At 65.8% G+C, this 26,664-nt stretch carries 21 protein-coding genes; 13 read left to right on the top strand and 8 right to left on the bottom strand.

Annotated elements, in window-relative coordinates:
• Nucleotides 1–27 precede the first annotated feature (27 nt).
• The 5 genes from ACP4XC_RS08125 to ACP4XC_RS08105 all read left to right on the top strand — a co-directional run bounded on the left by ACP4XC_RS08125 (nt 28) and on the right by ACP4XC_RS08105 (nt 6,214).
• A complete protein-coding gene (locus tag ACP4XC_RS08125) occupies nt 28–1,557 on the top strand; it encodes a leucyl aminopeptidase (protein ID WP_427174392.1) in 1,530 nt (509 codons plus the stop codon).
• Between the two features lie 246 nt (nt 1,558–1,803).
• A complete protein-coding gene (gene lpdA, locus ACP4XC_RS08120; RefSeq protein WP_427174391.1) occupies nt 1,804–3,189 on the top strand; it encodes a dihydrolipoyl dehydrogenase in 1,386 nt (461 codons plus the stop codon).
• A 115-nt stretch (nt 3,190–3,304) separates the two neighbouring features.
• Complete coding sequence (gene sucB / locus ACP4XC_RS08115; protein ID WP_427174390.1) at nt 3,305–5,065, top strand: 2-oxoglutarate dehydrogenase, E2 component, dihydrolipoamide succinyltransferase; 1,761 nt, start codon at nt 3,305–3,307, stop codon at nt 5,063–5,065.
• Nucleotides 5,066–5,164: 99 nt separating this feature from the next.
• Nucleotides 5,165–5,533, top strand: coding sequence for a hypothetical protein (locus tag ACP4XC_RS08110; RefSeq protein WP_427174389.1), 369 nt, complete (start codon nt 5,165–5,167; stop codon nt 5,531–5,533).
• Between the two features lie 252 nt (nt 5,534–5,785).
• The gene (locus tag ACP4XC_RS08105; protein WP_427174388.1) at nt 5,786–6,214 is read left to right on the top strand and encodes an OsmC family protein; all 429 of its coding nucleotides are present in this window, start codon (nt 5,786–5,788) and stop codon (nt 6,212–6,214) included.
• 203 nt (nt 6,215–6,417) lie between these two features.
• Here ACP4XC_RS08105 and ACP4XC_RS08100 read toward each other — a convergent pair whose 3' ends face one another.
• Nucleotides 6,418–10,023 carry a S41 family peptidase gene (locus ACP4XC_RS08100; protein ID WP_427174386.1) on the bottom strand — a complete coding sequence of 1,202 codons (3,606 nt, stop codon included), beginning with the start codon at nt 10,021–10,023 and terminating at the stop codon, nt 6,418–6,420.
• A gap of 73 nt (nt 10,024–10,096) precedes the next feature.
• Here ACP4XC_RS08100 and ACP4XC_RS08095 point away from each other — a divergent pair, with 73 nt between their 5' ends.
• Nucleotides 10,097–10,996 (top strand): TIGR01777 family oxidoreductase, encoded by a 900-nt coding sequence (locus tag ACP4XC_RS08095; protein ID WP_427174385.1) that lies wholly within the window; start codon nt 10,097–10,099, stop codon nt 10,994–10,996.
• On the opposite strand, the gene ACP4XC_RS08090 is transcribed toward ACP4XC_RS08095, so the two are convergent.
• Nucleotides 10,993–12,753: a protein kinase domain-containing protein gene (locus tag ACP4XC_RS08090; protein ID WP_427174384.1), complete on the bottom strand. Its 1,761-nt coding sequence runs from the start codon at nt 12,751–12,753 to the stop codon at nt 10,993–10,995. The two genes, ACP4XC_RS08095 and ACP4XC_RS08090, sit on opposite strands and share 4 nt — an antisense overlap.
• Nucleotides 12,754–12,883: 130 nt before the next feature.
• Here ACP4XC_RS08090 and lipB point away from each other — a divergent pair, with 130 nt between their 5' ends.
• The 3 genes from lipB (at nt 12,884) to ACP4XC_RS08075 (ending at nt 15,409) form a co-directional block, all read left to right on the top strand.
• Complete coding sequence (gene lipB, locus ACP4XC_RS08085) at nt 12,884–13,561, top strand: lipoyl(octanoyl) transferase LipB (protein WP_427175055.1); 678 nt, start codon at nt 12,884–12,886, stop codon at nt 13,559–13,561.
• Nucleotides 13,558–14,565: a lipoyl synthase gene (gene lipA / locus ACP4XC_RS08080; RefSeq protein ID WP_427174383.1), complete on the top strand. Its 1,008-nt coding sequence runs from the start codon at nt 13,558–13,560 to the stop codon at nt 14,563–14,565. Before lipB ends, lipA begins: the two co-directional genes overlap by 4 nt.
• An 88-nt stretch (nt 14,566–14,653) precedes the next feature.
• Complete coding sequence (locus ACP4XC_RS08075; RefSeq protein ID WP_427174382.1) at nt 14,654–15,409, top strand: DUF4191 domain-containing protein; 756 nt, start codon at nt 14,654–14,656, stop codon at nt 15,407–15,409.
• A gap of 74 nt (nt 15,410–15,483) precedes the next feature.
• On the opposite strand, the gene ACP4XC_RS08070 is transcribed toward ACP4XC_RS08075, so the two are convergent.
• Nucleotides 15,484–15,921, bottom strand: coding sequence for an RDD family protein (locus ACP4XC_RS08070; protein ID WP_427174381.1), 438 nt, complete (start codon nt 15,919–15,921; stop codon nt 15,484–15,486).
• Nucleotides 15,922–16,181: 260 nt separating this feature from the next.
• On the opposite strand from ACP4XC_RS08070, the gene glnA (ACP4XC_RS08065) reads away from it, so the two are divergent.
• Nucleotides 16,182–17,606: a type I glutamate--ammonia ligase gene (glnA, locus tag ACP4XC_RS08065; RefSeq protein ID WP_427174380.1), complete on the top strand. Its 1,425-nt coding sequence runs from the start codon at nt 16,182–16,184 to the stop codon at nt 17,604–17,606.
• 85 nt (nt 17,607–17,691) lie between these two features.
• On the opposite strand, the gene ACP4XC_RS08060 is transcribed toward glnA (ACP4XC_RS08065), so the two are convergent.
• From ACP4XC_RS08060 to glnA (ACP4XC_RS08050), 3 genes are read right to left on the bottom strand one after another with little or no spacing between them, the layout of a single operon-like run.
• Nucleotides 17,692–18,207, bottom strand: coding sequence for a GNAT family N-acetyltransferase (locus tag ACP4XC_RS08060; protein ID WP_427174379.1), 516 nt, complete (start codon nt 18,205–18,207; stop codon nt 17,692–17,694).
• A 53-nt stretch (nt 18,208–18,260) separates the two neighbouring features.
• On the bottom strand, nt 18,261–21,272 hold the full coding sequence (locus tag ACP4XC_RS08055) for a bifunctional [glutamine synthetase] adenylyltransferase/[glutamine synthetase]-adenylyl-L-tyrosine phosphorylase (protein WP_427174378.1): 3,012 nt from the start codon (nt 21,270–21,272) through the stop codon (nt 18,261–18,263).
• Between the two features lie 9 nt (nt 21,273–21,281).
• Nucleotides 21,282–22,622 carry a type I glutamate--ammonia ligase gene (gene glnA / locus ACP4XC_RS08050; RefSeq protein ID WP_427174377.1) on the bottom strand — a complete coding sequence of 447 codons (1,341 nt, stop codon included), beginning with the start codon at nt 22,620–22,622 and terminating at the stop codon, nt 21,282–21,284.
• 267 nt (nt 22,623–22,889) lie between these two features.
• Between glnA (ACP4XC_RS08050) and panB the strand changes: the two genes are divergently transcribed.
• Nucleotides 22,890–23,795, top strand: coding sequence for a 3-methyl-2-oxobutanoate hydroxymethyltransferase (gene panB / locus ACP4XC_RS08045; RefSeq protein WP_427174376.1), 906 nt, complete (start codon nt 22,890–22,892; stop codon nt 23,793–23,795).
• Here the strand turns inward: panB and ACP4XC_RS08040 are convergent.
• The gene (locus ACP4XC_RS08040; protein ID WP_427174375.1) at nt 23,792–23,956 is read right to left on the bottom strand and encodes an SPOR domain-containing protein; all 165 of its coding nucleotides are present in this window, start codon (nt 23,954–23,956) and stop codon (nt 23,792–23,794) included. The two genes, panB and ACP4XC_RS08040, sit on opposite strands and share 4 nt — an antisense overlap.
• A 138-nt stretch (nt 23,957–24,094) precedes the next feature.
• On the opposite strand from ACP4XC_RS08040, the gene map reads away from it, so the two are divergent.
• Both map and ppgK read left to right on the top strand, forming a co-directional pair.
• Nucleotides 24,095–24,973: a type I methionyl aminopeptidase gene (gene map / locus ACP4XC_RS08035; RefSeq protein ID WP_427174374.1), complete on the top strand. Its 879-nt coding sequence runs from the start codon at nt 24,095–24,097 to the stop codon at nt 24,971–24,973.
• 60 nt (nt 24,974–25,033) lie between these two features.
• Nucleotides 25,034–25,837, top strand: coding sequence for a polyphosphate--glucose phosphotransferase (gene ppgK / locus ACP4XC_RS08030; protein WP_427174373.1), 804 nt, complete (start codon nt 25,034–25,036; stop codon nt 25,835–25,837).
• Between the two features lie 183 nt (nt 25,838–26,020).
• On the opposite strand, the gene nrdR is transcribed toward ppgK, so the two are convergent.
• Nucleotides 26,021–26,518, bottom strand: a complete 498-nt coding sequence (gene nrdR, locus ACP4XC_RS08025) for a transcriptional regulator NrdR (protein WP_427174372.1) — start codon at nt 26,516–26,518, stop codon at nt 26,021–26,023.
• Nucleotides 26,519–26,664 lie beyond the last annotated feature (146 nt).

The following is a 26,664-nucleotide window of genomic DNA, read 5'->3' as shown; positions in this document are numbered from 1 at the left end:
ATCACAGAGAATTGAGGACTGATCCTCGTGGTCAAGAATACTGAAGTCAAACTTAGTGCCATCTCGGGAGACCTTAAGAAGTCGCCCGCGGACGCCTTGGTGATCGGAGTGGCACAGGGCCCGGACGGCCCGGTGCTGTTGGATAACCCGCTGACGGCCAAGTCCGCTGAAGCCGTTGCTGAGTCACTGAAGGTTCTTGGCCTCACCGGAGCCGCCGACCAGACCCACCGGCTCCCCGGACTGCCCGAAGCCGGAGCGACGGTGCTCGTGCTGGCAGGGGTGGGAAGGCTGGCCTCGGATCGGAAACTGTCAGAGGAGGCACTTCGCCGTGCCGCCGGCTCCGCTGTCCGGCAGTTGGCCGGAGTCGGCACAGTGACCCTGGCGCTTCCGACGGCGTCCCTTGCCGACGTTGCGGCCGTGGCCGAAGGCGCGGCAATGGGGGCCTACTCCTTCACCGAGTACCGCTCGGCCACCAACGGACTCAAGGAGCCCGTGAAGAACGTGGCGATCCTCACCGACTTCGCCGCCGACAACGGCCTGAAGCCTGTTCTGAACCGTGCCGCCTTAGTTGGCAAAGCAGTCAACGCCACCCGCTCGCTGGTCAACCAACCGCCAAGCCACCTCTACCCCGAATCCTTCGCCGACGCAGCCAAGGAACTCGCGAAGGGTCTCCCGGTCAAGGTGACGGTCTGGGACGAGAAGCGCCTCGAAAAAGAGGGCTTCGGCGGCATCATGGGCGTGGGCAAGGGCTCCGCCAGGCAGCCCCGCCTGGTGAAGGTTGAATACGCGCCCTCCAAGGCATCGGCCAAAATCGCCCTCGTGGGCAAGGGCATCACTTTTGACACCGGCGGCATCTCCATTAAACCGGCCGTGGGCATGGGTGACATGAAGAGCGATATGGCCGGTGCCGCCGTCGTACTTAACACGGTGCTTGCCATCGCGGGCCTGGGCCTGAACGTCAAGGCAACCGCATGGCTGTGCATCGCGGAGAACATGCCGTCGGGGGCGGCGCAGCGTCCGGCCGACGTCCTGACCATGTTCGGCGGCAAAACCGTCGAGGTCCTGAACACCGATGCCGAGGGCCGGCTGGTCATGGCCGACGGCATCGTGGCCGCCAGCCAGGAATACCCGGACGCCATCATCGACGTCGCCACCCTTACGGGCGCGCAACTGATCGCCCTGGGCAACAGGACCGCGGGTGTGATGGGCTCGGACAGCGTTACCGGCCCGCTCAAGGCGGCCGCCGACCGTGCCGGCGAACTGGTCTGGCCCATGCCGTTGCCGGAGGAATTGCGGCCCAGCCTGGATTCAGAGGTCGCCGACCTGGCCAACATCGGTGAGCGGCACGGCGGCATGATGACCGCCGCCGTCTTCCTGCGGGAATTCGTGGGCAAGGGCAAGGACGGCGAGCAGATCCCCTGGGCCCACATCGACATCGCCGGTCCGTCGTTCAATAACGGCAGCCCGTACGGCTATACCCCCAAGCAGGGCACAGGTTGCACCGTGCGCACCCTGCTCGCCTACGTCGAGGATGTCCTGACGCATTCAGCGGCCTAGGCACCGCGGGCGACACGCGGGCTTGTGTCCCGGCATGATTGCCGGGACACAAAGCCGCGTGACACTGGACACAAGCGCTCCCCAAACGCCTTGGCAGGGTGGAGCATGGATAAGTGGTTCGCTAAGGTGAACTGCGGTAGTCACAAATGCAAGGGAACTTAGCTGCTGGCATAATCACGGCAGAGCAAGTTCCAAGACCAGATGATGCGTACTCTCGTGTCATCGTTCACGCGAGGGAGCGTTTTAGTGGCCGATCAGGCAACTGCGCAAGAATTCGACATCCTGGTACTCGGCGGCGGCAGCGGCGGCTACGCCACCGCTCTGCGTGCTGTCCAGCTTGGCCTCACCGTTGGCCTTATCGAAAAGGGCAAACTCGGCGGCACCTGCCTGCACAACGGCTGTATCCCCACCAAGGCCCTGCTGCACTCCGCGGAGCTGGCGGACCACGCCCGCGACTCCGCCAAGTACGGCGTCAACGTGACCCTTGACAGCATCGACATCACCGCGGTCAATGCGTACAAGGACGGCATCATCGCCGGCAAGTTCAAGGGCCTCCAGGGCCTGATCAAGAGCAAGAAGGCCATCACCGTCATTGAAGGTGAAGGCAAGCTCCAAGGCACCGACACCGTGGTGGTCAACGGCACGGCCTATAAGGGCAAGAACATTGTGCTGGCCACGGGTTCCTACTCCCGCACACTGCCGGGCCTGGAAATCGGCGGCAAGGTCATCACCTCCGACGAAGCCCTGACAATGGACTACATCCCCCAGAGCGCGATCATCCTGGGCGGCGGCGTCATCGGCGTCGAGTTCGCCTCAGTATGGAAGTCCTTCGGCGTGGACGTCACCATCGTCGAAGGCCTCCCGTCCCTGGTCCCCAACGAGGACGCGACAATCGTCAAGAACTTCGAGCGCGCGTTCAAGAAGCGCGGCATCAAGTTCTCCACCGGCGTCTTCTTCCAGGGGGTTGAGCAGAACGACGACGGCGTCAAGGTCACCCTGGTGGACGGCAAGACCTTTGAAGCCGACCTCCTGCTGGTCGCCGTAGGCCGAGGCCCCGTCACGGCCAACCTGGGCTACGAGGAAGCCGGCCTGACCATCGACCGCGGCTTTGTGATCACCAACGAGCGCCTGCACACCGGAGTGGGCAACGTCTACGCGGTGGGCGACATCGTCCCTGGCGTGCAGCTGGCCCACCGTGGCTACCAGCAGGGCATCTTCGTCGCGGAGGAAATCGCGGGCCTGAAGCCAGTGGTTGTGGAAGACGTCAACATCCCCAAGGTCACGTATTCCGATCCCGAAATCGCCACTGTCGGATACACCGAAAAGGCCGCCAAGGCCAAGTTCGGCGACGACCAGGTGGAGACCCAGGAATACAACCTCGCCGGAAATGGCAAGAGCTCCATCCTGGGCACCAGCGGCATCGTCAAGCTGGTCCGCCAGAAGGACGGTCCGGTGGTTGGGGTCCACATGATCGGCGCCCGCATGGGAGAGCAGATCGGCGAGGCCCAGCTGATCGTGAACTGGGAAGCCTACCCCGAGGATGTCGCCCAGCTGGTCCATGCCCACCCCACCCAGAACGAATCGCTGGGTGAGGCACATCTGGCGCTGGCGGGCAAGCCCCTCCACGGCTAATTAGTTCAGCAAGACAACAGGGCTTAGTGCACCCGGCATGATCCGCAGGGTGCACTAAGCTCGAACAAGGCAGCAATCATCCGCACTAAAGATCAATAAGGAGAACGGGGACGACATGTCTGAAACCGTTAACTTGCCCGCCCTCGGTGAGAGCGTCACCGAAGGAACCGTCACCCGCTGGCTCAAGCAGGTAGGTGACCGGGTAGAGGTGGACGAGCCGCTGCTCGAAGTTTCCACCGACAAAGTAGACACCGAAATCCCCTCTCCGATAGCCGGTGTGATCGAGGAAATCCTCGTCGCCGAAGACGAGACCGCCGAGGTCGGCGCTGCGCTCGTCCGCATTGGTGACGGTTCCGGTGCGGCTGGTGGTGGCGAAGAAGCCGCTCCCGCCGCCCAAGCCGCACCGGCCGAGTCGCCGTCGGCTGCAGAAGCTCCGGCCCCCGAAGCAGAAGCCCCCGCTGCCGAGGCCGCGGCACCCGCCGCGCAAGCACCCGCTGCCGGGGCTGCCGCGCCTGCTGGCGAAGGCCACGAAGTCACCCTCCCGGCCCTGGGCGAGAGCGTCACCGAAGGAACCGTCACCCGCTGGCTGAAGAGCATCGGCGACACCGTCGAAGTGGACGAGCCGCTGCTTGAGGTCTCCACCGACAAGGTGGACACCGAGATCCCGTCCCCCGTAGCAGGAACCCTGCAGGAGATCCGGGTGAACGAGGACGAAACCGCCGAGGTGGGTTCCGTTCTGGCAGTCATCGGCTCCGGCGCGGCTGCACCCGCCGCACCGGCCCCGGCTCCGGCTCCGGCTCCGAAGGAGGAAGCGCCCGCCGCCCCGGCCCCCAAGCCTGAGGCTCAGCCCCAAGCACCAGCGGCTCCGGCTCCCGCTGCAGCCCCTGCGGCCGCCGCACCGGCCCCCGTGGTTGCCCAGGCGCCCGAAGCAGAGGCTGCGCCGGCCGAGTCCGGTTACGTCACTCCCCTGGTCCGCAAGCTGGCAAACCAGCAGGGCGTTGACATCTCGTCGCTGACCGGCACCGGGGTTGGTGGACGCATCCGCAAGCAGGACGTCCTGGCAGCGGCCGAGGCCAAGGCTGCCCCCGCCGCCGCAGCACCGGCCGCCACCGCGGCTTCGGCCGCCGCTCCGGCGTCCGCAGCTGCATCTTCACTTCGCGGCACCGTGCAGAAGGCTCCCCGGATCCGCCAGGTCATCGCGCGCCGCATGCGCGAATCCCTGGACATCTCCACCCAGCTGACCCAGGTCCACGAAGTGGACATGACCAAGGTGGCCAAGCTCCGCCTCACGGCCAAGGACACCTTCCTGGCCCAGAACGGCGTCAAGCTGACCTTCCTGCCGTTTATTGCCAAGGCTGTCGCCGAGGCACTGAAGCAGCACCCGAAGGTCAACGCGGCGTACGACGAAGACAAGCAGGAAATCACCTACTACAACGCCGAGCACCTGGCGATTGCGGTGGACACGGACAAGGGCCTCCTCGTTCCGGTCATTTCCGACGCCGGGAGCCTGAACCTTGCCGGCCTCGCCGGCAAGATCGCCGACATCGCAGACCGCACCCGGAAGGGCAAGATCGGTCCGGACGAGCTCTCCGGAGGAACATTCAGCATCACCAACATCGGTTCTGTGGGCGCGCTGTTCGACACCCCGATCATCAACCAGCCGCAGGTGGGCATTCTCGGCACGGGCGCAATCGTCAAGCGTCCGGTGGTTGTCACTGATGAAAACGGCGACGACTCGCTGGCCATCCGCTCGATGATGTACCTCTCCCTGACGTACGACCACCGCCTGGTGGACGGCGCGGATGCGGGACGCTTCCTGCAGACGCTCAAGGCGCGCCTGGAAGCTGGCGCTTTCGAGTCGGACCTCGGTCTCTAGAAGGCCGGCGCTGCAATTTAGCGGCTGAGTTGAGGGCATCTTCCCGCAAGGGAGGGTGCCCTCAACTGTTTACGCACACTTTGTCGCTAAGCTAGGGCCATGACCATTCTTTTCTACGTCCTGCTCTTCCTGCACATCGTCGGCGCCTCGATGGTCGTCGGTATCTGGATCGCCAACATGAAGACGCCCACCGTGCACCCGCGCCAGCGTGACGGCGCCTTTGTCCAGCTGATCACGGGCATCGCCATGATGGGTATCCTGCCGATACTTCACAACCAGAATCCCGCCGAGTTCGACCCCAACTACTTCAAGCTGGGCATCAAGTTCGCTGTCGGCCTGGCCGTGGCGGTCCTGGCGGTCATCGGTGCCCGGAAGGCCAAAAAGGGCGAAGCAGTCTCCACCGGCCTCGCCCACAGCGTCGGCGGCCTGGGCCTCCTCAATGTGGCCATCGCCACCCTCTGGCAGTAGCCCCTTCATACCGCCGACGGCGACGCCCACCACGCCGGTGGGCGTCGCCGTCGTATTTAATGCGGCCCTAAAACGGCCTCAAGACGGCTTTAAAGCGGCACTTCGCGCAATGGCGTCAACGCCGCGAAATGCCGCTGTCACAATCCACCCACAGCGGATATCTGTGGAATGACGGTCCTTTATCCATAGGATGGATTGGCAAGGATCCGGCGGAAGCCGGGTCCGGATGTGAACCTACGTTGAGGAGTGGACATGGCAACAACACGCACCGCGCACACAGTATGGAACGGCGACCTGATGACCGGCGCCGGCAACACGACGCTGGACAGCTCGGGCCTGGGCAACTTCGATGTCACGTGGAAGGCACGTGCCGAGGCCGCCGAGGGGAAAACGAGCCCCGAAGAGCTCATCGCCGCGGCGCACTCCGCGTGCTTCTCCATGGCCTTCAGCCATGCCCTTGCGCAGGCCGGCCACACCCCTGACGAGGTCAACACCAAGGCCGACGTCACCTTCGAACCCGGAACCGGCATCACCGGCAGCCACCTGACCCTCAGCGCCCGGGTCCCCGGCATCTCCGAGGAGGACTTCCAGCGGATCGCCGGGGAAGCGAAGACCGGCTGCCCCGTCTCGGCCGCACTGACCGGCATCAACATCACCCTGGACGCCACGCTGGCCTCGTAGTCTTCCTGGCCGCGGATTGCGCCGCACGCGCCGCCGCGAATGAGTGAAGGCCCCGTTTCCCCTGGCAACAGGGGGAACGGGGCCTTCACTTCGTCGGACGGTGCATCAGGCAATCACAACGGATGACCGCACCAGTCCGTCCAGTTGCGCCAGTCCGTCCAGTTGCGCCAGTCCGTCCGGTTGCACCAGTCCGTCCGGTTGCGCTAGTCCGTCTGGCGGCGCGCGGGCAAAGGGGCCGGCCGCAGCAGCCGGTACCCCTCGCGGGCGGGCGGCCGGTCGGTCGGCAACTCCTGGATCATTTCCTTCAGCGCGCCGATCCCGTACTCCAACTGCGGATCTCTGCCTGCGGCATACGCATGCGGCGGGAAGGTCACTTCAATATCCGGCGTTACCCCAAAATTCTCCACTCCCCAGCCAATGCCTCCCCCGAACCAGGTGGCATACCGCGGCTGGGTGACGCCCGTACCATCAGCCAGGGTAAAGCGGTTATCGATGCCCACAACGCCGCCCCACGTCCGGGTGCCGATGACGGGCCCGATGCCCCGGAGCTTGGAGACCTGGGTGATGATGTCTCCATCCGAGCCGGCGAACTCGTCCGCCAGGATGACCACGGGGCCCCTGGGAGCGTGGTGGGGATAAGTCCGGGGCTTTTCGCCGCGCGGCATGCTCCACGCTGTCACCTTGCGCCCAATGAGCTCGGCGACCAGCTGTGAGGTGTGGCCGCCCCGGTTACGCCGCACGTCCACGATCAGCCCGTCAAGGGCGGTCTCGGTGTCGAGGTCGCGGTGCAGCTGTGCCCAGCCGTTGGCCAGCATGTCCGGGATATGAAGGTAGCCGTATGTGCCGCCGGAGGCTTCACGGACTGTCCTGCGGTTGGCTGCAACCCAGTCCTGGTAGCGGAGCCGTTCCTCGTCCTTGACCGGGACCACAGCGATGCGCCGCTGCTGGCCGGCCAAGGCCCCATGGGCGGCGCCGTTGCGGACGGTCAGTTCCACGGCGCGCCCGGCGGAGCCTACCAGCTGCATGGCGGGCGTCAGGGTCTGGGACAGGTCCACGCCGTCGATGGCCAGAAGGATGTCCCCTGGCTTCGCATCCGCCCCGGGCCTGGTCAGTGGAGATGTGGCAAGGGGGTCCGAAGACTCCCCAGCCAGAATCCTGGTGATCTCCCAGCCTTGCCCGGTGAAGGCAAGGTCCGCTCCCAAACGCCCCTGCCCGTTGCTGCCGTTCTCGGTCACGGCGAAAGGACGGACGTAGGCGTGCGAGGTCCCCAGTTCGCCGTGAAGTTCCCACAACAGGTCCACGAGGTCATCGTGCGACCCGAGGCGTTCCACTATGGGACGGTAGCGCCGGTGGACTGCCTGCCAGTCCTGTCCCGCCATGTCCTCGGTCCAGAAGAAGTCACGCTGGAGCCGCCAGGCTTCGTCAAATGCCTGGCCCCATACGCTCAGGGGATCCATCAGCACTCGGACCCTGCCGACGTCCACCTTGACCAGCTGGCCCGATTCCTCGTCCGCCCTCGAGTCAGCCGGCACAGCCTTGATCTGCTTGTCATGGATCAGGACAATTCTCTTGCCGTCGCCCGAGACGCGGTAGCTTCCCACGGCATCCACGAGCGTGGTGGTCCGGCGCCGGGAGATATCAAAGCGCACCAGGCTTGGGGCGGCGCTCTTCTCATCGGTGGAGGCGCGGCCGTCGCCCGTCACACCGGAGAGCGCATTGTCCAGCCAGAGCAGTGCGCCTTCGGTGGACTCGAGCGCAGAGTAATTGCCCTGCGGGACCGGAACGGTGATCACCCGGTGGGCCAGGCCCTCGTCGTCCACCCGGACCACGGCTTCGCCGCGGTGGGCTCCGGGCTCGCGTGCTCCGGGGGCCGCGTCGCCATCCGCTGCAGCGTCAGCATCGCCGCCTGCGTCCGTCCCGTCGCCTGTATAGGCGCCGTCCTGGAGTGCCACGCAGGGCCCGAACGGCGACGGCGTGTCCGCCGCGAGTGCCACCAGGTACGGCTTGATGGGACTCGGGAACGCCAGATCGAAGGAATGGCCGTCGTATACGGGGTCAAAACTGCGGTTGGACAAGAAGGCGAGGAACTTGCCGTCCGGCGTGAACGACGGCGACTCGTCCCGGAACCGGCCATCGGTGACCTCGATGATCCGGCGCTCCTGATCCTCCACCCGGACGATGCGCAAGCGGCTGCGTGAGCCGAAGGACGTGACGGGCTCGGACCACCCGAGCCACGCCGAATCCGGGGACCAGCACAGTCCGTCAATGGTTCCCTCACCGATGCTGGTGACCAGTGACATGGAGCCAGTCCTTGTGTCGGCGAGATAGACGTCACCGAATGCGGTGCCCACGGCCAGCCAGCGGCCGTCGGGGCTCGCCTCCATGGCGTTGGACCGGGTGGACTTCGGGAAATCGATGCGCGTCGCGGACGGGGCTGCCGTCCTGACCGCCGCTGGCGTCGCGACGGCGACGGCGACGTCGGCCGTCGCTTCGCCGGGCCGCGCGGCGGTATCTTCCCCACCTGCGTTGTTCCCGGCGTGGTTGTTTCCGGCGGGAACCGCCTCGGAGCGGGAATCCCCGCCGGCCCGGGCCTCGACCCGAACGTCGATGCCGGGGCGGTGCCCGCCGGCCGCGGGAACGGGCTTGGGCAGCGGGACCGCGGGCGCCTGGGCCGTGACCGGCCGGGCCTGTTTTGGCGCGGCCGGCTGAACATCGGGCGCCGGTGCGGCAATCTCCCTGACGTAGAGGGCCTCGACGCCGTCGTGATCCGCCACGTAGGCAATACGGCCTGCGGCCAGCGGCCGCGGCAACCGTGCCCGCACCCCGGGAGTTGCTTCCACCACCCTCGACGGGCCGTCCTTGTGCGTCAGGAAGTGGATGGTGCCGTGGGCTTCCAGGGCGCTGGCTGACCCGGTGTGGTCCGGAATGACGTCGCCGAGATGCTGTGCGGTCTTCAGCAGGGAAGCCCTGCGCATCTGGGAAGCCGACCCCAGCACGATGTTGAGCTTCTTGGCATCCGCGTCCAGGCTGGTGAGAATCCACAGTTCGCCAGCCGACTCGTAGACCACGCGTTTGCCGTCTGTGGAGGCATGCCGGGCGTAGAAGTCCTCATGGTCCGTGTGGCGGCGAAGGTCCTTCCCATTGGGCAGCGCCGAATAGAGGTTGCCATAGCCCTCGTGGTCGGACAGGAACACGATGCGGCCATCAATCCACATGGGGTCGGCCAGGTTGCCGTCCACCTCCGGGAGGAGCCGCTCAAACTCGCCATTACCGTCGGCATCAATCCACAGCTTGCCCGCCGTGCCGCCGCGGTACCGCTTCCACCATGCGGGTTCGCGGGAGAGCACGCTCGAAACCGCCACCGGGCGCTCGTCACCGATCTCCGGTCCGTACGCCACGGACTCAACCGGGCCGAACGGCAGCTCCTCGGACCAGCCGCCGTCCAGGGACACGCTGTAGGCGTGCGTGTGACGGCTTTCGGCCTGCCGGAACGCGCTCGTGACAAGGACGTCGCCCGCGGGCGTAAAGCCCTTCACGCGGGTGGTTGCGTGTCCGAAATACGTCAGTTGCCGGTAGTCGCCACCGTCGACGGCCGCAGTCACAACTTCCGGCGCCGTCCCCTGGACCACGGTCCACACCAGGCGCTTGCCATCGGGCGTGAAGCGAGGGTTGCGCGCCGGCAGCTGAATCGAGGACACCCGCCAGGCGCGCCCGCCGTCAAGAGGCGCAACCCACACGTCGTCTTCGGCCACGAAAGTGACCAGATCGCCGTGCAGATGCGGGAAACGAAGGTAACTCGAAAAGGTCATCGTTTGATCATAGTCAACGGCAGGGCGGGTCCCGGCAGGTTCCCCGGCCGCGCCGGGCGTGGTGAGATGGATCATGCGAATCATCATGGCGGGCGCCTCGGGCCTCATTGGAAGCGACATGTCGGCCCGTCTGTGCTCGGACGGGCACACCGTGATCCGCCTTGTCAGGCGGCAGCCCGAATCCGCGGACGAACTCCGGTGGGATCCTGCTGCCGGCCAGCTGGACCCAGCACACCTTGAGGGAGCCGACGCCGTCATCAACCTGGCCGGCGCCGGGATCGGCGACAGGCCGTGGACGCGCCGGCGGATCGAGGAACTGTTCCGGTCCAGGCTGGACCCCACCCGTACCCTGGCCGCCGCCATGAAGCAGCTGGCGGAGCCTCCCAGAACGTTCATCAGCCAGTCCGGTTCCAACTATTACGGCGACTGCGGCAGTGCCGTCCTGCGGGAGAACGCACCCAACGGCTCGGGTATCATGGCGCGGATCTGCCTGGAGTGGGAAGCCGCGGCGCATGAGGCACCCGCCGGCGTCCGTGTTGTGACGCCCCGCACGGGCGTGGTGCTGAGCCAGTCCGGCGGCGCCCTCGGCAGGCTGTTGCCCTTGCTTCGCTTGGGAATCGGCGGCCCCCTCGGCAACGGGCGGCAATATTGGCCCTGGATCACCCTCCCGGACGTGTCGTCCGCCTTCTCCTTCCTGCTCTCAGCCCCCCTCGCCGGACCCGTGAACCTTTGCGCGCCGGAAAGCGCCGACGTCAACTCGCTCGTGGCCCAACTCGCCGCCGCGCTGCACAGGCCGGCATTTTTCCGAGTGCCGGCCCCGGTGCTCCGGCTGGTGATGTGGAAGCTGGCGGACGAATTGCTACTCGGAAGCCAGCGCATGGAACCGGCGCTGCTGGCCGAAGCGGGTTTCCAATGGCAGCACCCCTCCCTTGCCAAGGCCGTGGAGTGGGCCACCGGTTCGGCTCAGGACTAGGTGGCCGGCAGGATCTCCTCGATGCGCCACCTCCCGTCGATCAGGGCCATCACCAGCTTCAGCCGCTGCTCGGCTCCGGCCGGCCCGGCGCCCACCACATTGCCGGCGGAATCCGTCTCCTGATAGGCGGAGGTAACCGCTCCGATCTCGACGACGGCCCGCACGGCTGCGCTCTCCGGAGCGGCCTTCACATACGTCAGGGTGGTGTCGAAGCCAGCGAGGGTGTGACCGGCGTCGCGAAGCCTTGAACTGATTCTCGCGTCAGCGGCCGCCGCGGCCGAGCCGCCGGCGTTCACCTCGTCCAGGAGATCCAGCTGCCCTGAGCGCAGGGCAGCGGACCGGAGCCAAGCCAGCCCGCGGGCAGCATCCTCGGGGTTACCCGACAGCAGGAGCCGCGTGACGTCCTCCGGCGTTTCCACCCTGCCGGGGGAGGCCGAGGATCCCGGCGCTGAAGAGCCAGGCAGGCCGCCATGCTGCGCCGGGGATGGCACGTCCTGGAACAGAGGCGCGCCGGCAAGGAGCCAAAGAGCTATCACGGCGGCGGGCAATGCCAGGAACACCGACCTGGCCCCAGGCCGTTGCGTGTGTGTCCGCAGGGCGGCCCGTCGGGAATGGCTCCTGGGCTCTTCCTGAACTGCCGCACCAACTCCTGGATGCCCCGAGCCGGAGGGCTCCAGGGCCGCCGTCGACCGTCGACCCCGGGACACGGGCCCGGCGGGAGGCACGTGCCGGAGCGCCCGCATGCCGCTCTTCCCGAGGAACGCGGGCAGGGCGCTGCGGTCCGCCGGGGGCCGGATGGACGCTAACCGGGGACGCCAACCGCTGAGCCATGCAGTCCTGCCCGTCCGGGGCGTTTCCGGAAGGTTACGGCGGGTGAGCAACTCCGGAAGCACGCTCGAATGGGCAGAATGCGAGAGGTCCACCGGTGCTGCGGCGGCGCTGCGGTAAACCGCGGCGGCGAATTCCGCCGCTGTTGACCTTTCCCGGCGGTCCTCCCTTAACCCGGATTCAAGCGCCGCGGCCAGCGCGGGCGGAACTCCTGGCACAAGAAGCGGCAGCGGCGGCCGGTTGGCCCCGACCGGGGGCGCTTGTCCAGTGAGGCAGAACCAGCCCAGAGCCGCCAGCGAATACACGTCCCGCTCCGGCTGAAGCCGGGCCCGCAGGGCATCCACCGGCGCCGGGTCAACGAATCCCTCCGTGCCAACGGGCAGGACGCCAGCCGCATCTCCCACCATCCGGGTCACGCCCAGGTCCGCCAGGAGTGGTTTCCCGTGCGCCGAGAACAGCACATTTCCGGGCGAGACGTCGGAGTGCGTGAAGCCCTTGCCGTGCAAATAGCTCAGGGCCTGGGCGATAGGGGTCAGGACTGTAACCGTTTCGCCGGCACTGAGCGGGCCGCTGCTGGCCACCAACTGCCCCAGCGAGCCGCCCGCCGCGTAGTCCATCACCAGGCCCAGGCGTCCGCCGTCAGCACCACCGATGCGCACCACATCATGCGCTTTCACCAGGTGCTGGTGACGCATCATCGAAAGGATCCGCACCTCCCTGCGGATGGCAGCCTCCGGATCGTCATCGGGCGGGCCCGGGCTGCTGACGGAAAGCCGCGCCGGCACGAAAGGGTCAAAGCATTTGATGGCGACATCGCGGCGCGTGGTTCTTTCCGTCGCGAGCCACACCGTGGAACGTGAGCCCTTGCCCAGCTCACGCCCAACAATGTAGCCGGGAAGGTCCGGAACGGCGTCTCCGATTTTGTCCATACTAAAGGAATAGCCGAATACGCGGCATCCCGCAGAAGTTATCCACAGGCCTCGGCGCCGCCCCTCCGTACCGGGCGGGCCCGTGAGAGGTTAAGCACAGAATCGGGTTCGACGCCGGGCGGGGACTAAGCTGGATGCCATGACTCTTGAGTTCTCACAGCTGGGTCTCGCCCCGGATTTCGTCGACTACACGCGCGGATGGGATCTCCAGCGCGAGCTCCACGAAAAAGTCGTCGCCGGCGCCGCACCCAGCACCGTACTGCTGCTTGAACATTCCGCCGTCTACACGGCGGGTAAACGAACCGAAGACCACGAACGCCCCTTTGACGGCACGCCAGTGGTCGCTGTGGACCGCGGCGGCAAGCTCACCTGGCACGGGCCGGGCCAGCTGGTGGGATATCCCATCATCAAGCTGAAGAACCGGGCGGGCATCCGGGATTACGTCGAGCGCATCGAGGCGGTCATCATCGCCGTCTTGGCTGATTACGGCATCGAGGCCGTTCGGATCAAGGGCCGCGCCGGCGTATGGATAGAGGCTGACCACAAGGGGCCGGCCCGCAAGATCGCCGCGATCGGGATCCGGGTGCATGACGGTGTCACCATGCACGGCTTCGCCATCAACTGCAACAACGATCTGGCCCCTTACGCCCAGATCATCGCTTGCGGCATCACCGACGCCGGAGTCACCACCATCGCCCAGGAAACGGGCCGCGACGTCACCCCGGCCGACCTCGTGTCGCGGATCACCGAAGAACTGCGGAACAATGAAGAAGCGCTAGTTGCAACCCACGAAGGAGCTCTACTGTGACACTGGCACCAGAAGGCCGGAAAATGCTGCGCATCGAGCAGCGAAATGCGGCCACACCGGTGGAACGCAAGCCGGAATGGATCAAGGCCAAGGTCCAGATGGGCCCCGAGTTCGTGCAGCTCAAGAAGCTGGTCAAAAAGGAAGGCCTGCACACCGTGTGCGAGGAGGCCGGCTGCCCCAACATCTTTGAGTGCTGGGAAGACAAGGAGGCCACCTTCCTGATCGGCGGCTCCGAATGCACCCGCCGCTGCGACTTCTGCCAGATCGACACCGGCAAGCCCTCCCCCGTGGACGTCTTCGAGCCCACCAAGGTGGCCCGCTCCGTCCAGGCCATGCAGCTGCGCTACGCCACGGTGACCGGTGTGGCCCGCGACGACCTCGAAGACGAGGGAGTCTGGCTCTACGCCGAAACGGTCCGCAAGATCCACGAGCTGAACCCGGGCACCGGCGTCGAACTGCTGATCCCGGACTTCTCCGGCAAACCCGAACACATCCAGGCCATCTGCGACTCCAAGCCCGAGGTGTTCGCCCACAACGTGGAGACCGTGCCCCGGATCTTCAAGCGCATCCGTCCCGCGTTCCGCTACGAGCGGTCCCTGGACGTCATCACGCAGGGGCGCAAGCTCGGCATGGTCACCAAGTCCAACCTGATCCTGGGCATGGGCGAGACCCGCGAGGAGATCTCCGAGGCGCTGCGGGACCTGCACGAGGCCGGCTGCGACCTGATCACCATCACCCAGTACCTTCGCCCGTCCGAGCGGCACCTGCCGGTGGACCGCTGGGTCAAGCCGCAGGAGTTCGTGGATCTCCAGCAGGAAGCGGACGAGATCGGCTTCCTCGGTGTCATGTCCGGCCCGCTGGTGCGTTCCTCCTACCGGGCCGGGCGGCTCTGGGCCACCGCGATGCGCAAGAAGGGCTGGGAAATACCGGCCGAGCTCGCGCACATCGAAAGCTCCGGCAGTACCCGCCAGGAAGCCAGCTCACTGATCGCGGCGCACTCCTAGGCTCCTTTGCAATGAACCCGGCTGAGGGCCGGCACCGGAGATCTCCGGTGCCGGCCCTCAGCCATCAATCACGTAGAATTAGAGCACTATGGCGAATTCCCCTGATTCCAGCAAACCGACTCCGGCAGCCTCTGACGCGCCGAAGCGTGGCCTCTTCTCGCGCAAGCCCAAAGAAGCAAAGGTCAAGAAGCCCAGCAGGCTCAAGCAGATCACCGAGGTCTTCCAGATGACCCGCCGCCACGACCCGATGGTCGTGTGGCTCATGCTGCTGGCCTTCCTCGGAGTCGTGGCTGTCAGCTTCCTGGTGGGCTTCCTGCTGGAAAACTGGATCACCGGCCTCATCATCGGCATTCCGCTTGGCTTGCTGGCCGCAACGCTCATCCTTTCGCGCCGGGCCGAGCGCGCAGCGTTCGCGCAGATCGAAAACCAGCCGGGGGCCTCGGGCGCCGCCCTGGGAACCTTGAAGCGGGGTTGGATCACCGAGGACCAGCCCGTCGCCGTGAACCCCCGCACGCAGGACGCCGTGTTCCGCGCCATCGGGCGCCCCGGCGTCGTTCTGGTAAGCGAAGGTCCCTCGCACCGCGTCCGTCCGCTGGTGGAGGCCGAGCGCAAGCGCCTGGCGCGAATCCTGCCGAACGTCACCGTCCACGTGATCGAGAGTGGACGCGGCGAAGGCCAGGTGCCCATCAGCCAGATCGCCAGGAAGATGAACAAGCTGAACAATGAACTGACCAAGATCGAGGTGAGCGCCGTGTCCAAGCGCATCTCCTCTCTCGGCGGAAACCGCCTGCCCATTCCCAAGGGCATCGACCCCTACAAAGCACGGCCCTCCCGCGGCCGGTAAGAGCCATTAAAACGCCCCGGCGCCCGGAATGAGTCCGGACCCGGGGCGTTTGCTTTAAGAACCGTGCCAGCCGCTTACATGCGCACCAGAACGGTGTTCACCGCCTTGTCGTGAAGTCCCCGGTGGTCGGGATCAAAAATGACGGCGGGGATTACCAGGCACAACAGCAGGCTGCGCACCAGGGCGGCAAGCGGACCAGCCGGCCCTCCGCCCAGCCGCACAACATGGATTCCCAGCGCGCGGTGGCCGATGCTGTACCCCAGCGTCCCAATAAGGAGAATCTGTTCCGCCGCAAAGACCGCCAGGGTGGCCCAGGAGTTACCGGCGAAGGCGAAATTGCTGATCAGCAACGCGATCCCCCAGTCGATGCAGATGGCCAAAATCCTGCGCCCCGCACGGGCAATGGACCCGGGGCCGGATTCGGGAAGCCCCAACCGCTCCCCTGGGTACTTGGAGATGCCGGACGTGTCCGGGCCGGTGAGCCATGAGCCTATGTCTTTGCGATCAACCACACATCAAGACTAGCCTTTCAGGTGGGTTCATACTGTGGAAGCCAATAGGCCACAGAGTGGACACCGACTACGGTTTACACAGCAGGGCATTCTGTAACCTGCCTGAAACAATGCGGACACGGCAGGGAAATGCCATGTCCTTAGGGTGGTAACAGTTGCTAGCGGCCTAGGAGCGGGGAATTTTTGTGTTTTCCGCTGTCCGATCGCGCTGGACCACACGGCTTTCCAGCCAGCTATTTTCATATGCGTAAGGAGCATAGATGTTCAAGACTGCGGACGAAGTCCTCAAGTTCATCAAGGACGAAGATATTAAATTCGTCGATATCCGCTTCACCGATCTGCCTGGCGTCCAGCAGCACTTCAACGTGCCGGCCAAGAGCGTTGACGCGGACTTCTTCGTCAACGGCCAGCTCTTCGACGGATCCTCCATTCGCGGTTTCCAGGGCATCGCCGAGTCCGACATGCAGCTCATCCCGGACGTCACCACCGCGTTCCTGGACACGTTCCGCATGGAAAAGACCCTTGCGCTGAACTTCTCCATCGTGAACCCCCGCACCGGTGACCCCTACCACCGGGACCCCCGCGGCGTGGCCGAGAAGGCTGAAGCCTACCTCGCCTCAACCGGCATCGCCGACACCGCGTTCTTCGCTCCCGAAGCCGAGTTCTTTGTGTTCGACAACGTCCAGTACCAGTCCTCTCCGCAGGGCAGCTTCTACAAGATCGACTCCGAGGAAGCCCACTGGAACACCGGCCGCGAAGAAGAAGGCGGAAACCTCGGCTACAAGACCCCCGTCAAGGGCGGTTACTTCCCGGTCTCCCCCACCGATAAGCAGGCTGACCTGCGCGACGCCATGTGCGTCGCCCTGGACGAGGCCGGCCTTGAGGTCGAGCGCAGCCACCACGAGGTAGGCTCCGCAGGCCAGGCCGAGATCAACTACAAGTTCACCACCCTGACCCACGCGGCTGATGATCTGCAGAAGTTCAAGTACGTCATCAAGAACACCGCTGATGCCTGGGGCAAGTCCGTGACCTTCATGCCGAAGCCGGTCTTCGGTGACAACGGCTCGGGCATGCACTGCCACCAGTCACTCTGGAACAACGGCGATCCGCTGTTCTATGACGAAAAGGGCTACGCCGGCCTCTCCGACATGGCCCGCTGGTACATCGGCGGCCTGCTGAAGCACTCTTCGGCTGTCCTGGCCTTCACCAACCCGACCGTCAACTCCTACCGCCGACTGGTCAAGGGCTTCGAGGCTCCGGTCAACATGGTTTACTCGCAGGGCAACCGCTCCGCCGGTATCCGCATTCCGATCACGGGCTCCAACCCGAAGGCCAAGCGCATCGAGTTCCGCGCGCCGGACCCCTCCTCCAACCCGTACCTGGCGTTCGCCGCACAGCTGATGGCCGGCATTGACGGCATCCGCAACCGCATCGAACCGCCGGCTCCCATCGACAAGGACCTCTACGAGCTCCCGGCCGAGGAAGCCAAGGACATCCCGAAGGCTCCGGGCAGCCTGGAGGAGGCCCTGGACGCACTGGCCGAGGACAACGAGTTCCTGCAGGCCGGCGGCGTGTTCACCCAGGACCTGATCGACACCTGGATCGAATACAAGTACGAGAACGAGATCCGTCCGCTCTCGCTGCGCCCGAACCCGTACGAGTTCGAGCTCTACTACGGCGTCTAGTCACAATGCATTGGGCTGACGCGGTTTAGTCCGCAAAGAGTCCGCCCGGGCTGCCAGCAACGGCAGCCCGGGCGGACTCTTTTGTCTAAAACCACCGGTACATGATGCGCTGCGGGCCGGCATCGCCGCCCACATAGCGGCCGCGGTCCTCGAATCCCGCTTTTCGGTAAGCCGCCCGCCCGGCCGGGTTCAGTTCATTGACGGAAAGCACGACGCCGGCCTGGCCGCCCGTCAGGGCGGCGGTCAGTCTCGCGGCCTCCCGGACCGCCGCAGCGGCAGCGAGGCTGCCGAGGCCCTGGCCCTGCCTTCGCCGGTCGATGAGGAAGCCGCGGAGCAGCCAGGCCGATTCGTCATCAGTCCAGCCCGCCAAGGTGGCTGCACCCGTCTGGAGCGTGCAGACGCCAACAGCCGAGCCGCCGGAATCAATGATGAACGGGTAGCGCGACTCCTCCTCCAACGCCATGAGCATCATCCGCAGCGGGTCCCCGACAAAAAGGTTCTGGCCCTGGCCGAGCTCAAGCTCAGCGACTTCCCCGAGCTTGATGGCACGGGCGTCGCCGTCGAGCATTTTCAGCGGCAGCAGCCACACATTTTCCAACACCCCAGAAGCTTACCCAAGCGCGGGACCGGCGCCCGCAGTCTCCGCGTCAGGGCCTACTGGCCGTAGAATACCCGCTCGAAGACCGCCCGGGCTCGCCTGCTGAGCCGCAGGTAGTCTTCCTCCAGCGCGGCGGCCTTGCCCGGCTTGTACCCGCACCAGCGGGCCACGGCCTCAAGGTCCCGCCGGGAGGACGGCAGGAGGTCGGACGCGCGCCCGGTCCAGATCACATTGGCTGAGCGGATACGGCTGGCGAGGTGCCAGGCAGCGAGCAGGAGCTCGGCTTCCCCTTCATCCAGGAACCCCAGCGACGCCGCAGCTCCCAGCGCAAGGACAGTGGAGGTGGTCCGCAGTTCCGGATGCTTCCCGGCGTGTTGGAGCTGAAGGAGCTGGACCAGCCATTCGACGTCGCTCAGGCCTCCCCGGCCCAGCTTCAGGTGGCGTGCCGGGTCCGCTCCGCGGGGAAGGCGCTCTGATTCAACTCTCGCCTTGATGCGGCGGATCTCCCGCACGTCCTTCTCGGAGAGCTCCGCCGGGTACCTGATGGGATCGATGAGTTTGACGAAATCGGCGGCCAGGTCGTCATCCCCCGCCATCGGACGGGCCCGCAGCAGTGCCTGCGCTTCCCATACCAGGGACCACCTGCGGTAATACTCGGCATAAGACTCCAGCGAACGCACCATGGCGCCGCTTTTTCCTTCGGGCCGGAGATCGGCGTCCACCATCAGCACCCGCTCGGCCAGGATGGCGGGTTTAAGGGGTTGCGTCAGCAGGTTAGAGATGTGGCCCACAATCTGGGCGGCCTGGTTCTGGGCTTCCTCCTCGGGCACGCCGGGCAGTCCCCGGTGGACATACATCACATCCGCGTCCGAGCCGTAGCCGATCTCCCGGCCGCCCTGCCTTCCCATGGCCACCACCAGGACGCGTGTCTTCAGCGGTCCCTCGGCCGCCACGATGGCTTCGGCAACCCTGAGGGCTCCCAGGACAGCGGCCCTGTCGGCGTCGGCAAGGGCAGTGCCCACCTGGTCCTGATCCAGCAGGCCCGCGCTGTCGGCGATGGCCACCCGCAGGATTTCCCGGCGGCGGATGAGCCGGATGAGCCTCATGGCGCTTTCGGGATCCGCATGGCGCGACATCTTCGAGGTGATCTCCAGCCATTGCGCCTCAAAGCTAAGTGGTGCGATCTCTTTATCGGTGCCCAGCCACGCCACCGATTCCGGTGAGACCTCCAGGAGGTCCGCAATCAGCCGGGAGTTCGCCAGCACATGGCACAGCCGCTCGGCGGCGGCCCTCGAATCACGCAGCATCCCCAGGTACCAGTGCGTGGTTCCCAGCGCCTCGCTGACCCGCCGGAATGCCAGCAGGCCGCCGTCGGGATCGACCCCGTCGGCCAGCCAGCCCAGCAGGATGGGCAGCAACTGGCGCTGCAGGGCGGCCCGGCGGCTGACCCCGGCGGTGAGTGCCTCGATGTGCCGCATGGCTCCCTGCGGGTCCAGGTAGCCCAGTGCGGCCAGGCGGCCCTGAGCCGCCTCCGGCGTCAGGCGGGCGTCCTCGCTGCTGAGCTTGGCCGCGGTATTGAGCAGCGGGCGGTAGAAAATGCGGTCATGCAGTTCCCGCACCGAACGCTTGGTTTTCTGCCAGTCCGCCATCAGCGCGGAAGGCGGGGGCCGTTCGCTTGAGAAGGGGCCCAGCACCGCTTTGGCCAGCGCCCGCAAGGCGTCGTCCCGCACCGGCATCAGGTGGGTACGGCGCAGCTGGAAAAGCTGGATCCGGTGTTCCAGCAGCCGCAGGTAACGGTAGGCCTGGTCGAACTCCGCAGCGTCCGAACGGCCGATGTACCCGCCGGCTGAGAGTGCCGCGATGGCAGAAGTGGTGTCCCGGCGGCGCAGGGACTCGTCCGCTTTTCCATGAACCAGCTGGAGCAGCTGCACGGTGAATTCAATGTCGCGCAGCCCGCCGCGTCCCAGCTTGATCTGGCGTTGTTCCTCGTCGGAGGGAATGTTCTCCGTGACCCGGCGCCGCATCGCCTGGACAGACTCCACGAAGCCCTCGCGGTTCGCCGAGGCCCAGATCAGTGGGGTGACGGCCGCCTCGTATCTGGCGCCCAGCACGGCATCGCCGGCGATGGTCCTCGCCTTGAGGAGCGCCTGGAACTCCCAGCTTTCGGCCCACCGCGCGTAGTAGCTCTCGTGCGATGCCAGTGTCCGCACCAGCGGTCCCGATTTTCCCTCCGGACGCAGGTTGGCGTCCACCTCCCACAGGCCGGGCTCGCGTCCTGTGGACATGATTGCACGCGAGATACCGGACGCGAGTGCGGTGCCGATGGTGTTGGCCCGGGCGTCCTCCAGGCCTCCTGCGTCGATCACGTAGATGACGTCGACGTCGGAAATATAGTTCAGTTCGCGGGCACCACACTTGCCCATTCCAATAACGGCCAGCCCGACGGCGGCCACCTCGCCGGGGTCGAACTTCTCCCCTGCCTCGGCCCTGGACACGGCGAGGGCCGCCTCGATGGCGGCGCCGGCCAGGTCGGCCAGTTCGGCTCCCGCCGCGGGCATGAAGTCCAGGGGGTCCGCGGCACAGAGGTCCTTGACGGCGAGGTCCACAAGGCCCCTGCGGTAAGCGGTCCGAAGCGCTGCGTATGCGTCCGGGCCGGACAGCCCCGCAACAGGCCGCCGGGATCTCGGGTCCGCCTGCACTGAGCGCAGCAGTGCGGCCCGCAGCCGGGCCGCATCGGCCGGAACGGGTTCCGGGCTCGCCACCACCTCAAATGCTGCAAGGTGCTCCGGGTGCCGGATCAGGAACTCGCCGAGGGCCTCGGACGCCCCCAGGACGCGGTAAAGCGGCTCGCTGGCATCCAGCTCGGCGCCGGCGAGTGTCCGGAGGTCAGGGTGCTTCTCGATCAAGCGCACCAGCGATTGCAGCGCCGTGTCCGGACTGGCGGCAAGCTGCAGTCCGGCGAAAAGGGCGTCCTGGTCGATGCCTTCGAGCTCGGGGGCAGCCAGGAAGCGCCCGCTCTTGTCCAGGTCACTAAATCCAGCCGAAATGAGGCGGCGGGCGAGGCTCACCGCGGCCGCCTAGAGGATGCCGAGATTTCGCTGCAGCTCGTAGGGCGTCACCTGGAGGCGGTAGTCCTGCCATTCTGCACGCTTATTGCGGAGGAAGTACTCGAAAACCTGCTCGCCGAGGATCTGCGGCATCAGTTCCGAGTCCTCCATGGCCCGGATCGCATCATGCAGGCTCGCCGGGAGGGGATCGTGGCCCATGGCACGGCGCTCGGCGGAGCTCAGGGACCAGATGTCGTCCTCGGCCGCGGCGGGAAGCTCGTAGCCCTCCTCGATGCCCTTGAGCCCCGCGCCCAGCAATACCGCGTAGGCCAGATAAGGATTGGCCGCGGAGTCGATGCCGCGGTATTCGATGCGGGCGGACTGTCCCTTGCCCGGCTTGTACAGCGGCACCCGCACCAGTGCGGAGCGGTTGTTGTGGCCCCAGCTCAGGTAGCTCGGAGCCTCCCCGCCGCCCCAAAGGCGCTTGTACGAGTTGACGAACTGGTTGGTGACCGCGGTGAACTCCGGGGCGTGCTTGAGGATCCCGGCGATGAACTGCCGTGCCGTCTTGGACAGCTGGAACTCGGCTCCGGCTTCGTAGAAGGCGTTGCTGTCGCCCTCGAACAAGGAAAAGTGGGTGTGCATGCCCGAACCCGGGTGGGTGGTGAAGGGCTTCGGCATAAAGGTGGCATACGTTCCCTGCTGCAGCGCCACCTCCTTGATGACAGTGCGGAACGTCATGATGTTGTCCGCCGTCTGCAAGGCGTCCGCATAGCGGAGGTCGATCTCGTTCTGGCCGGGTCCGGCTTCGTGGTGGCTGAACTCCACCGAGATGCCCACGGATTCCAGCATGGTCACCGCGGTACGGCGGAAGTCCTGGGCGACGCCGCCCGGAACGTGGTCGAAGTACCCTCCCTCGTCCACGGGAACGGGCGACCCGTCGGGGCCAGGCTCCTGGGACTTGAGGAGGTAGAACTCAATTTCGGGGTGGGTGTAGCAGGTGAAGCCCATATCCGCGGCCTTGGCCAGGGTGCGTTTGAGGACGTTGCGCGGGTCCGCCGCGGAGGGCTCGCCGTCGGGGGTCAGAATGTCGCAGTACATGCGCGAGGTCTGTTCGGTTTCCCCGCGCCACGGCAGGATCTGGAAGGTGGACGGATCCGGCTGCGCCAGCATGTCCGATTCGAACACGCGGGCCAGGCCTTCGATCGCCGAGCCGTCGAAGCCCAGGCCTTCCTCGAAGGCCCCTTCCACCTCTGCCGGGGCAAGGGCAACGGACTTCAGCGAGCCCACCACGTCCGTGAACCAGAGACGCACGAACCGCACATCACGCTCTTCGATTGTCCGCAGGACAAACTCTTGCTGGCGGTCCATGGTGGCCTCTTCTCCGGGTCAACGTCTTGATGCGCCATATCCGTATACTCCACGGACCGGCGGCAGCTCAGGAATCACTTTACTAAGCATTCCGCCCGAATGTTGGAGCCGGGGGCCCGCGTAACACAGCGTTAACACGGCGGGCAGCACCGAAGGGCAGTAATGCCGCTAAGTTGGCTTCGGCAACGGCCAGCATGTGACGCTTGTCACCGGCGGGCCGGGCCGGTCCGGTAGCTAGGACGCGCAGTACCGCATTACGCTCTAGCCATGGCCACAAGCAACAGTTCCGAGTCCAGCATGTCCGCAGAAGTACCTGCTCCCTACGGCAACGGGCCCACCCAGCCGGCCTCGCCGCCGTCGGGCGGCACCAAAAAGCCGGTGGCAAGGATTCGGACCCACCACCTGCAGCAGGCCAAGGCCAACGGTGAGCACTTTGCCATGCTCACCGCATACGAGCAGTACACCGCGGAGATTTTCGACCAGGCGGGCATCGAGGTGCTGCTGGTGGGCGATTCCGCCTCCAACAATGTGTTCGGCAACGAGACCAGCCTTCCCGTCACCGTGGACGAGTTGCTTCCGCTCTGCCGCGCAGTGGCCCGTTCAGCCAAACGCGCACTGGTGGTGGCCGACCTTCCCTTCGGCAGTTACGAGGTCTCCGCCGAGCAGGCCGTTGCCAGCGGAGTGCGGTTCCTGAAGGAAGGCCTGGCCCATGCGGTCAAGATTGAGGGCGGCAAGTACTACGCGGCCACAGTCCGGGCGATGGTCCAGGCGGGAATCCCGGTCATGGCGCACATCGGCTTTACCCCCCAAAGCGAGCATTCCCTCGGCGGCTATCGCGTGCAGGGCCGCGGCGACGACGCGCAGCGGCTCATTGACGACGCTGTGGCGCTGGCCGGCGCGGGCGCGTTCTGCGTGCTGATGGAAATGGTCCCGGCAGAAACTGCAGCCGCCGTCGACGCCGCGGTCGCTGTTCCCACGGTGGGCATCGGCGCAGGGAACGCCACCACCGGCCAGGTGCTGGTGTGGCAGGATATGGCCGGACTGCGTGGGGGCAAGATGGCGAAGTTCGTCAAACAGTACGCCGACCTGCGCACCTCGCTGAGCGAGGCGGCCAAGGCATACGGCGAGGACGTGCGCGCCGGCCAGTTCCCCGGCCCGGAACACTCCTTCTAGTCCTCGTCGCCCTTTTCCCAGGTCTCGTTCCGCGCCTTGACCTTCTCCAACGCGTGTTCGGCTTCCTCGCGGGTCTTGTAAGGACCGATCAGCTGGCTCCAGTCAGACAGGGCGTCTTCCTCGACCTCATGGGTGTTGACGTTGTACCAGTATTCAGCCATTCCTGCTCCTTCTCCCGGCAGGCCCGGAGCCTGCCCCCTTGTGATCTGCCTATGTGGTGTGCGTAACGAACACCGGCGCGGAGTCCTGATACCGGGTCCCATTGCATGGGCTCCGACGGTGCCTTATATGATCAATCTATGCCTTCACTAGCTTCGACCGCACCCACCGGCACGCTGGTCCCCGGACTCGTCAGCCCGCAGCTGCCCGTTCCGGCGTCCATTCCCCGTCCCGAGTACGTGGGGAAACCGGCTCCGGCCAAATTCACCGGATCGGAGGTCAAGTCCGCGGAGACCATCGAGCGGATCCGGATTGCCAGCCGCATCGCGGCGCAGGCCATTGTGGAAGTGGGCAAGCACATCCAGCCAGGTGTCACCACGGACCAGCTCGACAAGGTGGGGCATGAGTTCCTCATCGACCACCACGCCTATCCTTCCACGCTGGGCTACCGGGGGTTCCCCAAGTCCCTGTGCTCGTCGCTGAATGAGGTCATCTGCCACGGCATTCCCGACAGCACAGTGGTGCAGGACGGGGACATCCTCAACATCGATATCACGGCCTTCATCGGCGGGGTCCACGGCGACACCAATTACACCTTCCTTGTGGGCGACGTCGACGAGGAATCACGCCTGCTCGTTGAGCGCACCCGGGAATCGCTGAACCGGGCCATCAAAGCGGTGGCTCCCGGGCGCGAAATCAACGTCATCGGCCGGGCGATCCAGTCCTATGCCAAGCGGTTCGGCTACGGTGTTGTCCGGGATTTCACCGGCCATGGGGTTGGAGAGGCCTTCCACACCGGCCTGATCATCCCGCACTACGATGCGGCTCCGGCCTACAACACCGTCATGGAGGCGGGCATGGTGTTCACCATCGAACCGATGCTTACCCTGGGCACTGTTGAATGGGACATGTGGGCCGATGACTGGACCGTGGTCACCCGGGACCGCAAGCGCACAGCACAGTTCGAACACACCCTCCTGGTCACCGAAACGGGCGCGGAGATCCTCACCCTGCCCTGACCCCCTCCAGCTGTTATAACCACCGAGCACCGCCCGCCACCTGCCACGAACGGAACCACATTGGCCAAGAAGGACGACAAGACATCCAAGAACGCCCCGCTGATCGGTATTGATATCGGCGGCACCGGAATTAAGGGCGGCATTGTGGACCTTAAGAAGGGCAAGCTGGTGGGCGAACGTTTCCGCGTCCCCACTCCGCAGCCAGCCACTCCGGAGTCCGTCGCCGAAGTGGTGGCAGAGGTCGTCAAGGAGCTGTCGTCCCGTCCTGACGCGCCGGCACCGGACTCCCCGGTGGGTGTGACGTTCCCCGGCATCATCCAGCACGGCGTGGTGCATTCGGCAGCCAACGTTGACAAGTCCTGGCTGAACACGGACATTGACGCCCTGCTGACCAAGCGGCTGGGCCGGCCCGTGGAGGTCATCAACGACGCCGACGCCGCCGGCCTGGCCGAGGCCCGCTACGGTGCAGGCGAAGGGGTCTCGGGAACCGTTTTGGTGATCACCCTGGGAACAGGCATCGGCTCAGCCTTCATCTTCGACGGCAAGCTGGTCCCGAACGCCGAATTGGGTCACTTGGAGATTGACGGCTTCGACGCCGAGAGCAAGGCTTCTGCAGTGGCGCGGGAACGCGACGGGCTCAGCTGGGAAGAATACAGCGTGCTGCTCCAGCGCTACTTCTCCCACGTGGAGTTCCTGTTCTCGCCCGAGCTGTTCATCGTAGGCGGAGGCATCTCCAAGCGTGCCGATGAGTACCTGCCCAACATGAAGCTCCGCACGCCGATTGTGCCGGCCGAGCTGAAGAACGACGCCGGGATCGTGGGCGCGGCGATCGAGATCGCGTTGAAGCACAAGCTGGCCAAGTAGTAGGGTCAGGCTCCGGCCCCCGGCCCCGGTGGGGAACCCCCAGCCGCGGCGGCATTAACGTCTTAGGGCCGGAGCAGCTGCTCCGGCCCTAAGACGTTAATGCGTGGGCCGTGGTCCATGCTGGTCCGGCGCGGGTGGTGCCGGTGGTGGCTTCGGCTTCCCCTCCGCTGCCACCACCGGAGCTTAGAGCGGGCTCGCCCCGGCGTTCTTGCCGCCGACGGCCTTCGCCTCTACTTCCGCCTCGTGGCGGAGGATGGAAATGGCTGTTTCGAAGTCCTCGAGGGACTCGAACGCCTGGTACACGCTGGCAAAACGAAGGTAGGCCACTTCGTCCAGCTTTTGCAGCGGGCTAAGGATGGCGAGGCCCACTTCGTGGGCATCGATCTCGGCCGCGCCCGAGGCTCGGATGGTCTCCTCGACCTCCTGGGCCAGCAGGGCCAGATCGTCTTCCGTGACGGGCCTTCCCTGGCAGGCCTTACGGACGCCGTTGATGACCTTGGTGCGGCTGAAGGGCTCGCCGACGCCCGAACGCTTGATGACGGAGAGGCTGGTGGTTTCCACCGTGGTGAAGCGGCGGCCGCACTCGGGACACTGCCGGCGGCGCCGGATGGCCGAGCCGTCATCGGTCATGCGGCTGTCCACCACACGGGAATCAGGGTTGCGGCAAAACGGGCAGTACACGTCAGTTCCTCCCCTAGTTCTTCCCGGGCTTTTCCGGGGCTTGCCCCGGGAAGTTCTCCCGGCGCGCTTCCTTGGCAGGAAATTTATCTTCCGTTATCAGTCTACGACTACATATAGCCGAACAACAAGCCTGTAATTACCAGATG

Origin of the sequence: Arthrobacter sp. 92 (assembly GCF_050260325.1) — a bacterium.
In the GTDB taxonomy this organism is placed as follows: domain Bacteria; phylum Actinomycetota; class Actinomycetes; order Actinomycetales; family Micrococcaceae; genus Arthrobacter.
The sequence above is the reverse complement of the archived record's forward strand: the minus strand, read 5'-3'. Positions and strand labels throughout refer to the sequence as shown.

Coding starts and splice junctions, on each gene's coding strand:
- sucB (WP_427174390.1), top strand. CDS start 3,305: ATGTCTGAAACCGTTAACTTGCCCGCCCTCGGTGAGAGCGTCACCGAA.
- ACP4XC_RS08110 (WP_427174389.1), top strand. CDS start 5,165: ATGACCATTCTTTTCTACGTCCTGCTCTTCCTGCACATCGTCGGCGCC.
- ACP4XC_RS08105 (WP_427174388.1), top strand. CDS start 5,786: ATGGCAACAACACGCACCGCGCACACAGTATGGAACGGCGACCTGATG.
- ACP4XC_RS08100 (WP_427174386.1), bottom strand. CDS start 10,023: ATGACCTTTTCGAGTTACCTTCGTTTCCCGCATCTGCACGGCGATCTG.
- ACP4XC_RS08095 (WP_427174385.1), top strand. CDS start 10,097: ATGCGAATCATCATGGCGGGCGCCTCGGGCCTCATTGGAAGCGACATG.
- ACP4XC_RS08090 (WP_427174384.1), bottom strand. CDS start 12,753: ATGGACAAAATCGGAGACGCCGTTCCGGACCTTCCCGGCTACATTGTT.
- ACP4XC_RS08075 (WP_427174382.1), top strand. CDS start 14,654: ATGGCGAATTCCCCTGATTCCAGCAAACCGACTCCGGCAGCCTCTGAC.
- glnA (WP_427174380.1), top strand. CDS start 16,182: ATGTTCAAGACTGCGGACGAAGTCCTCAAGTTCATCAAGGACGAAGAT.
- glnA (WP_427174377.1), bottom strand. CDS start 22,622: ATGGACCGCCAGCAAGAGTTTGTCCTGCGGACAATCGAAGAGCGTGAT.
- panB (WP_427174376.1), top strand. CDS start 22,890: ATGGCCACAAGCAACAGTTCCGAGTCCAGCATGTCCGCAGAAGTACCT.
- ACP4XC_RS08040 (WP_427174375.1), bottom strand. CDS start 23,956: ATGGCTGAATACTGGTACAACGTCAACACCCATGAGGTCGAGGAAGAC.
- map (WP_427174374.1), top strand. CDS start 24,095: ATGCCTTCACTAGCTTCGACCGCACCCACCGGCACGCTGGTCCCCGGA.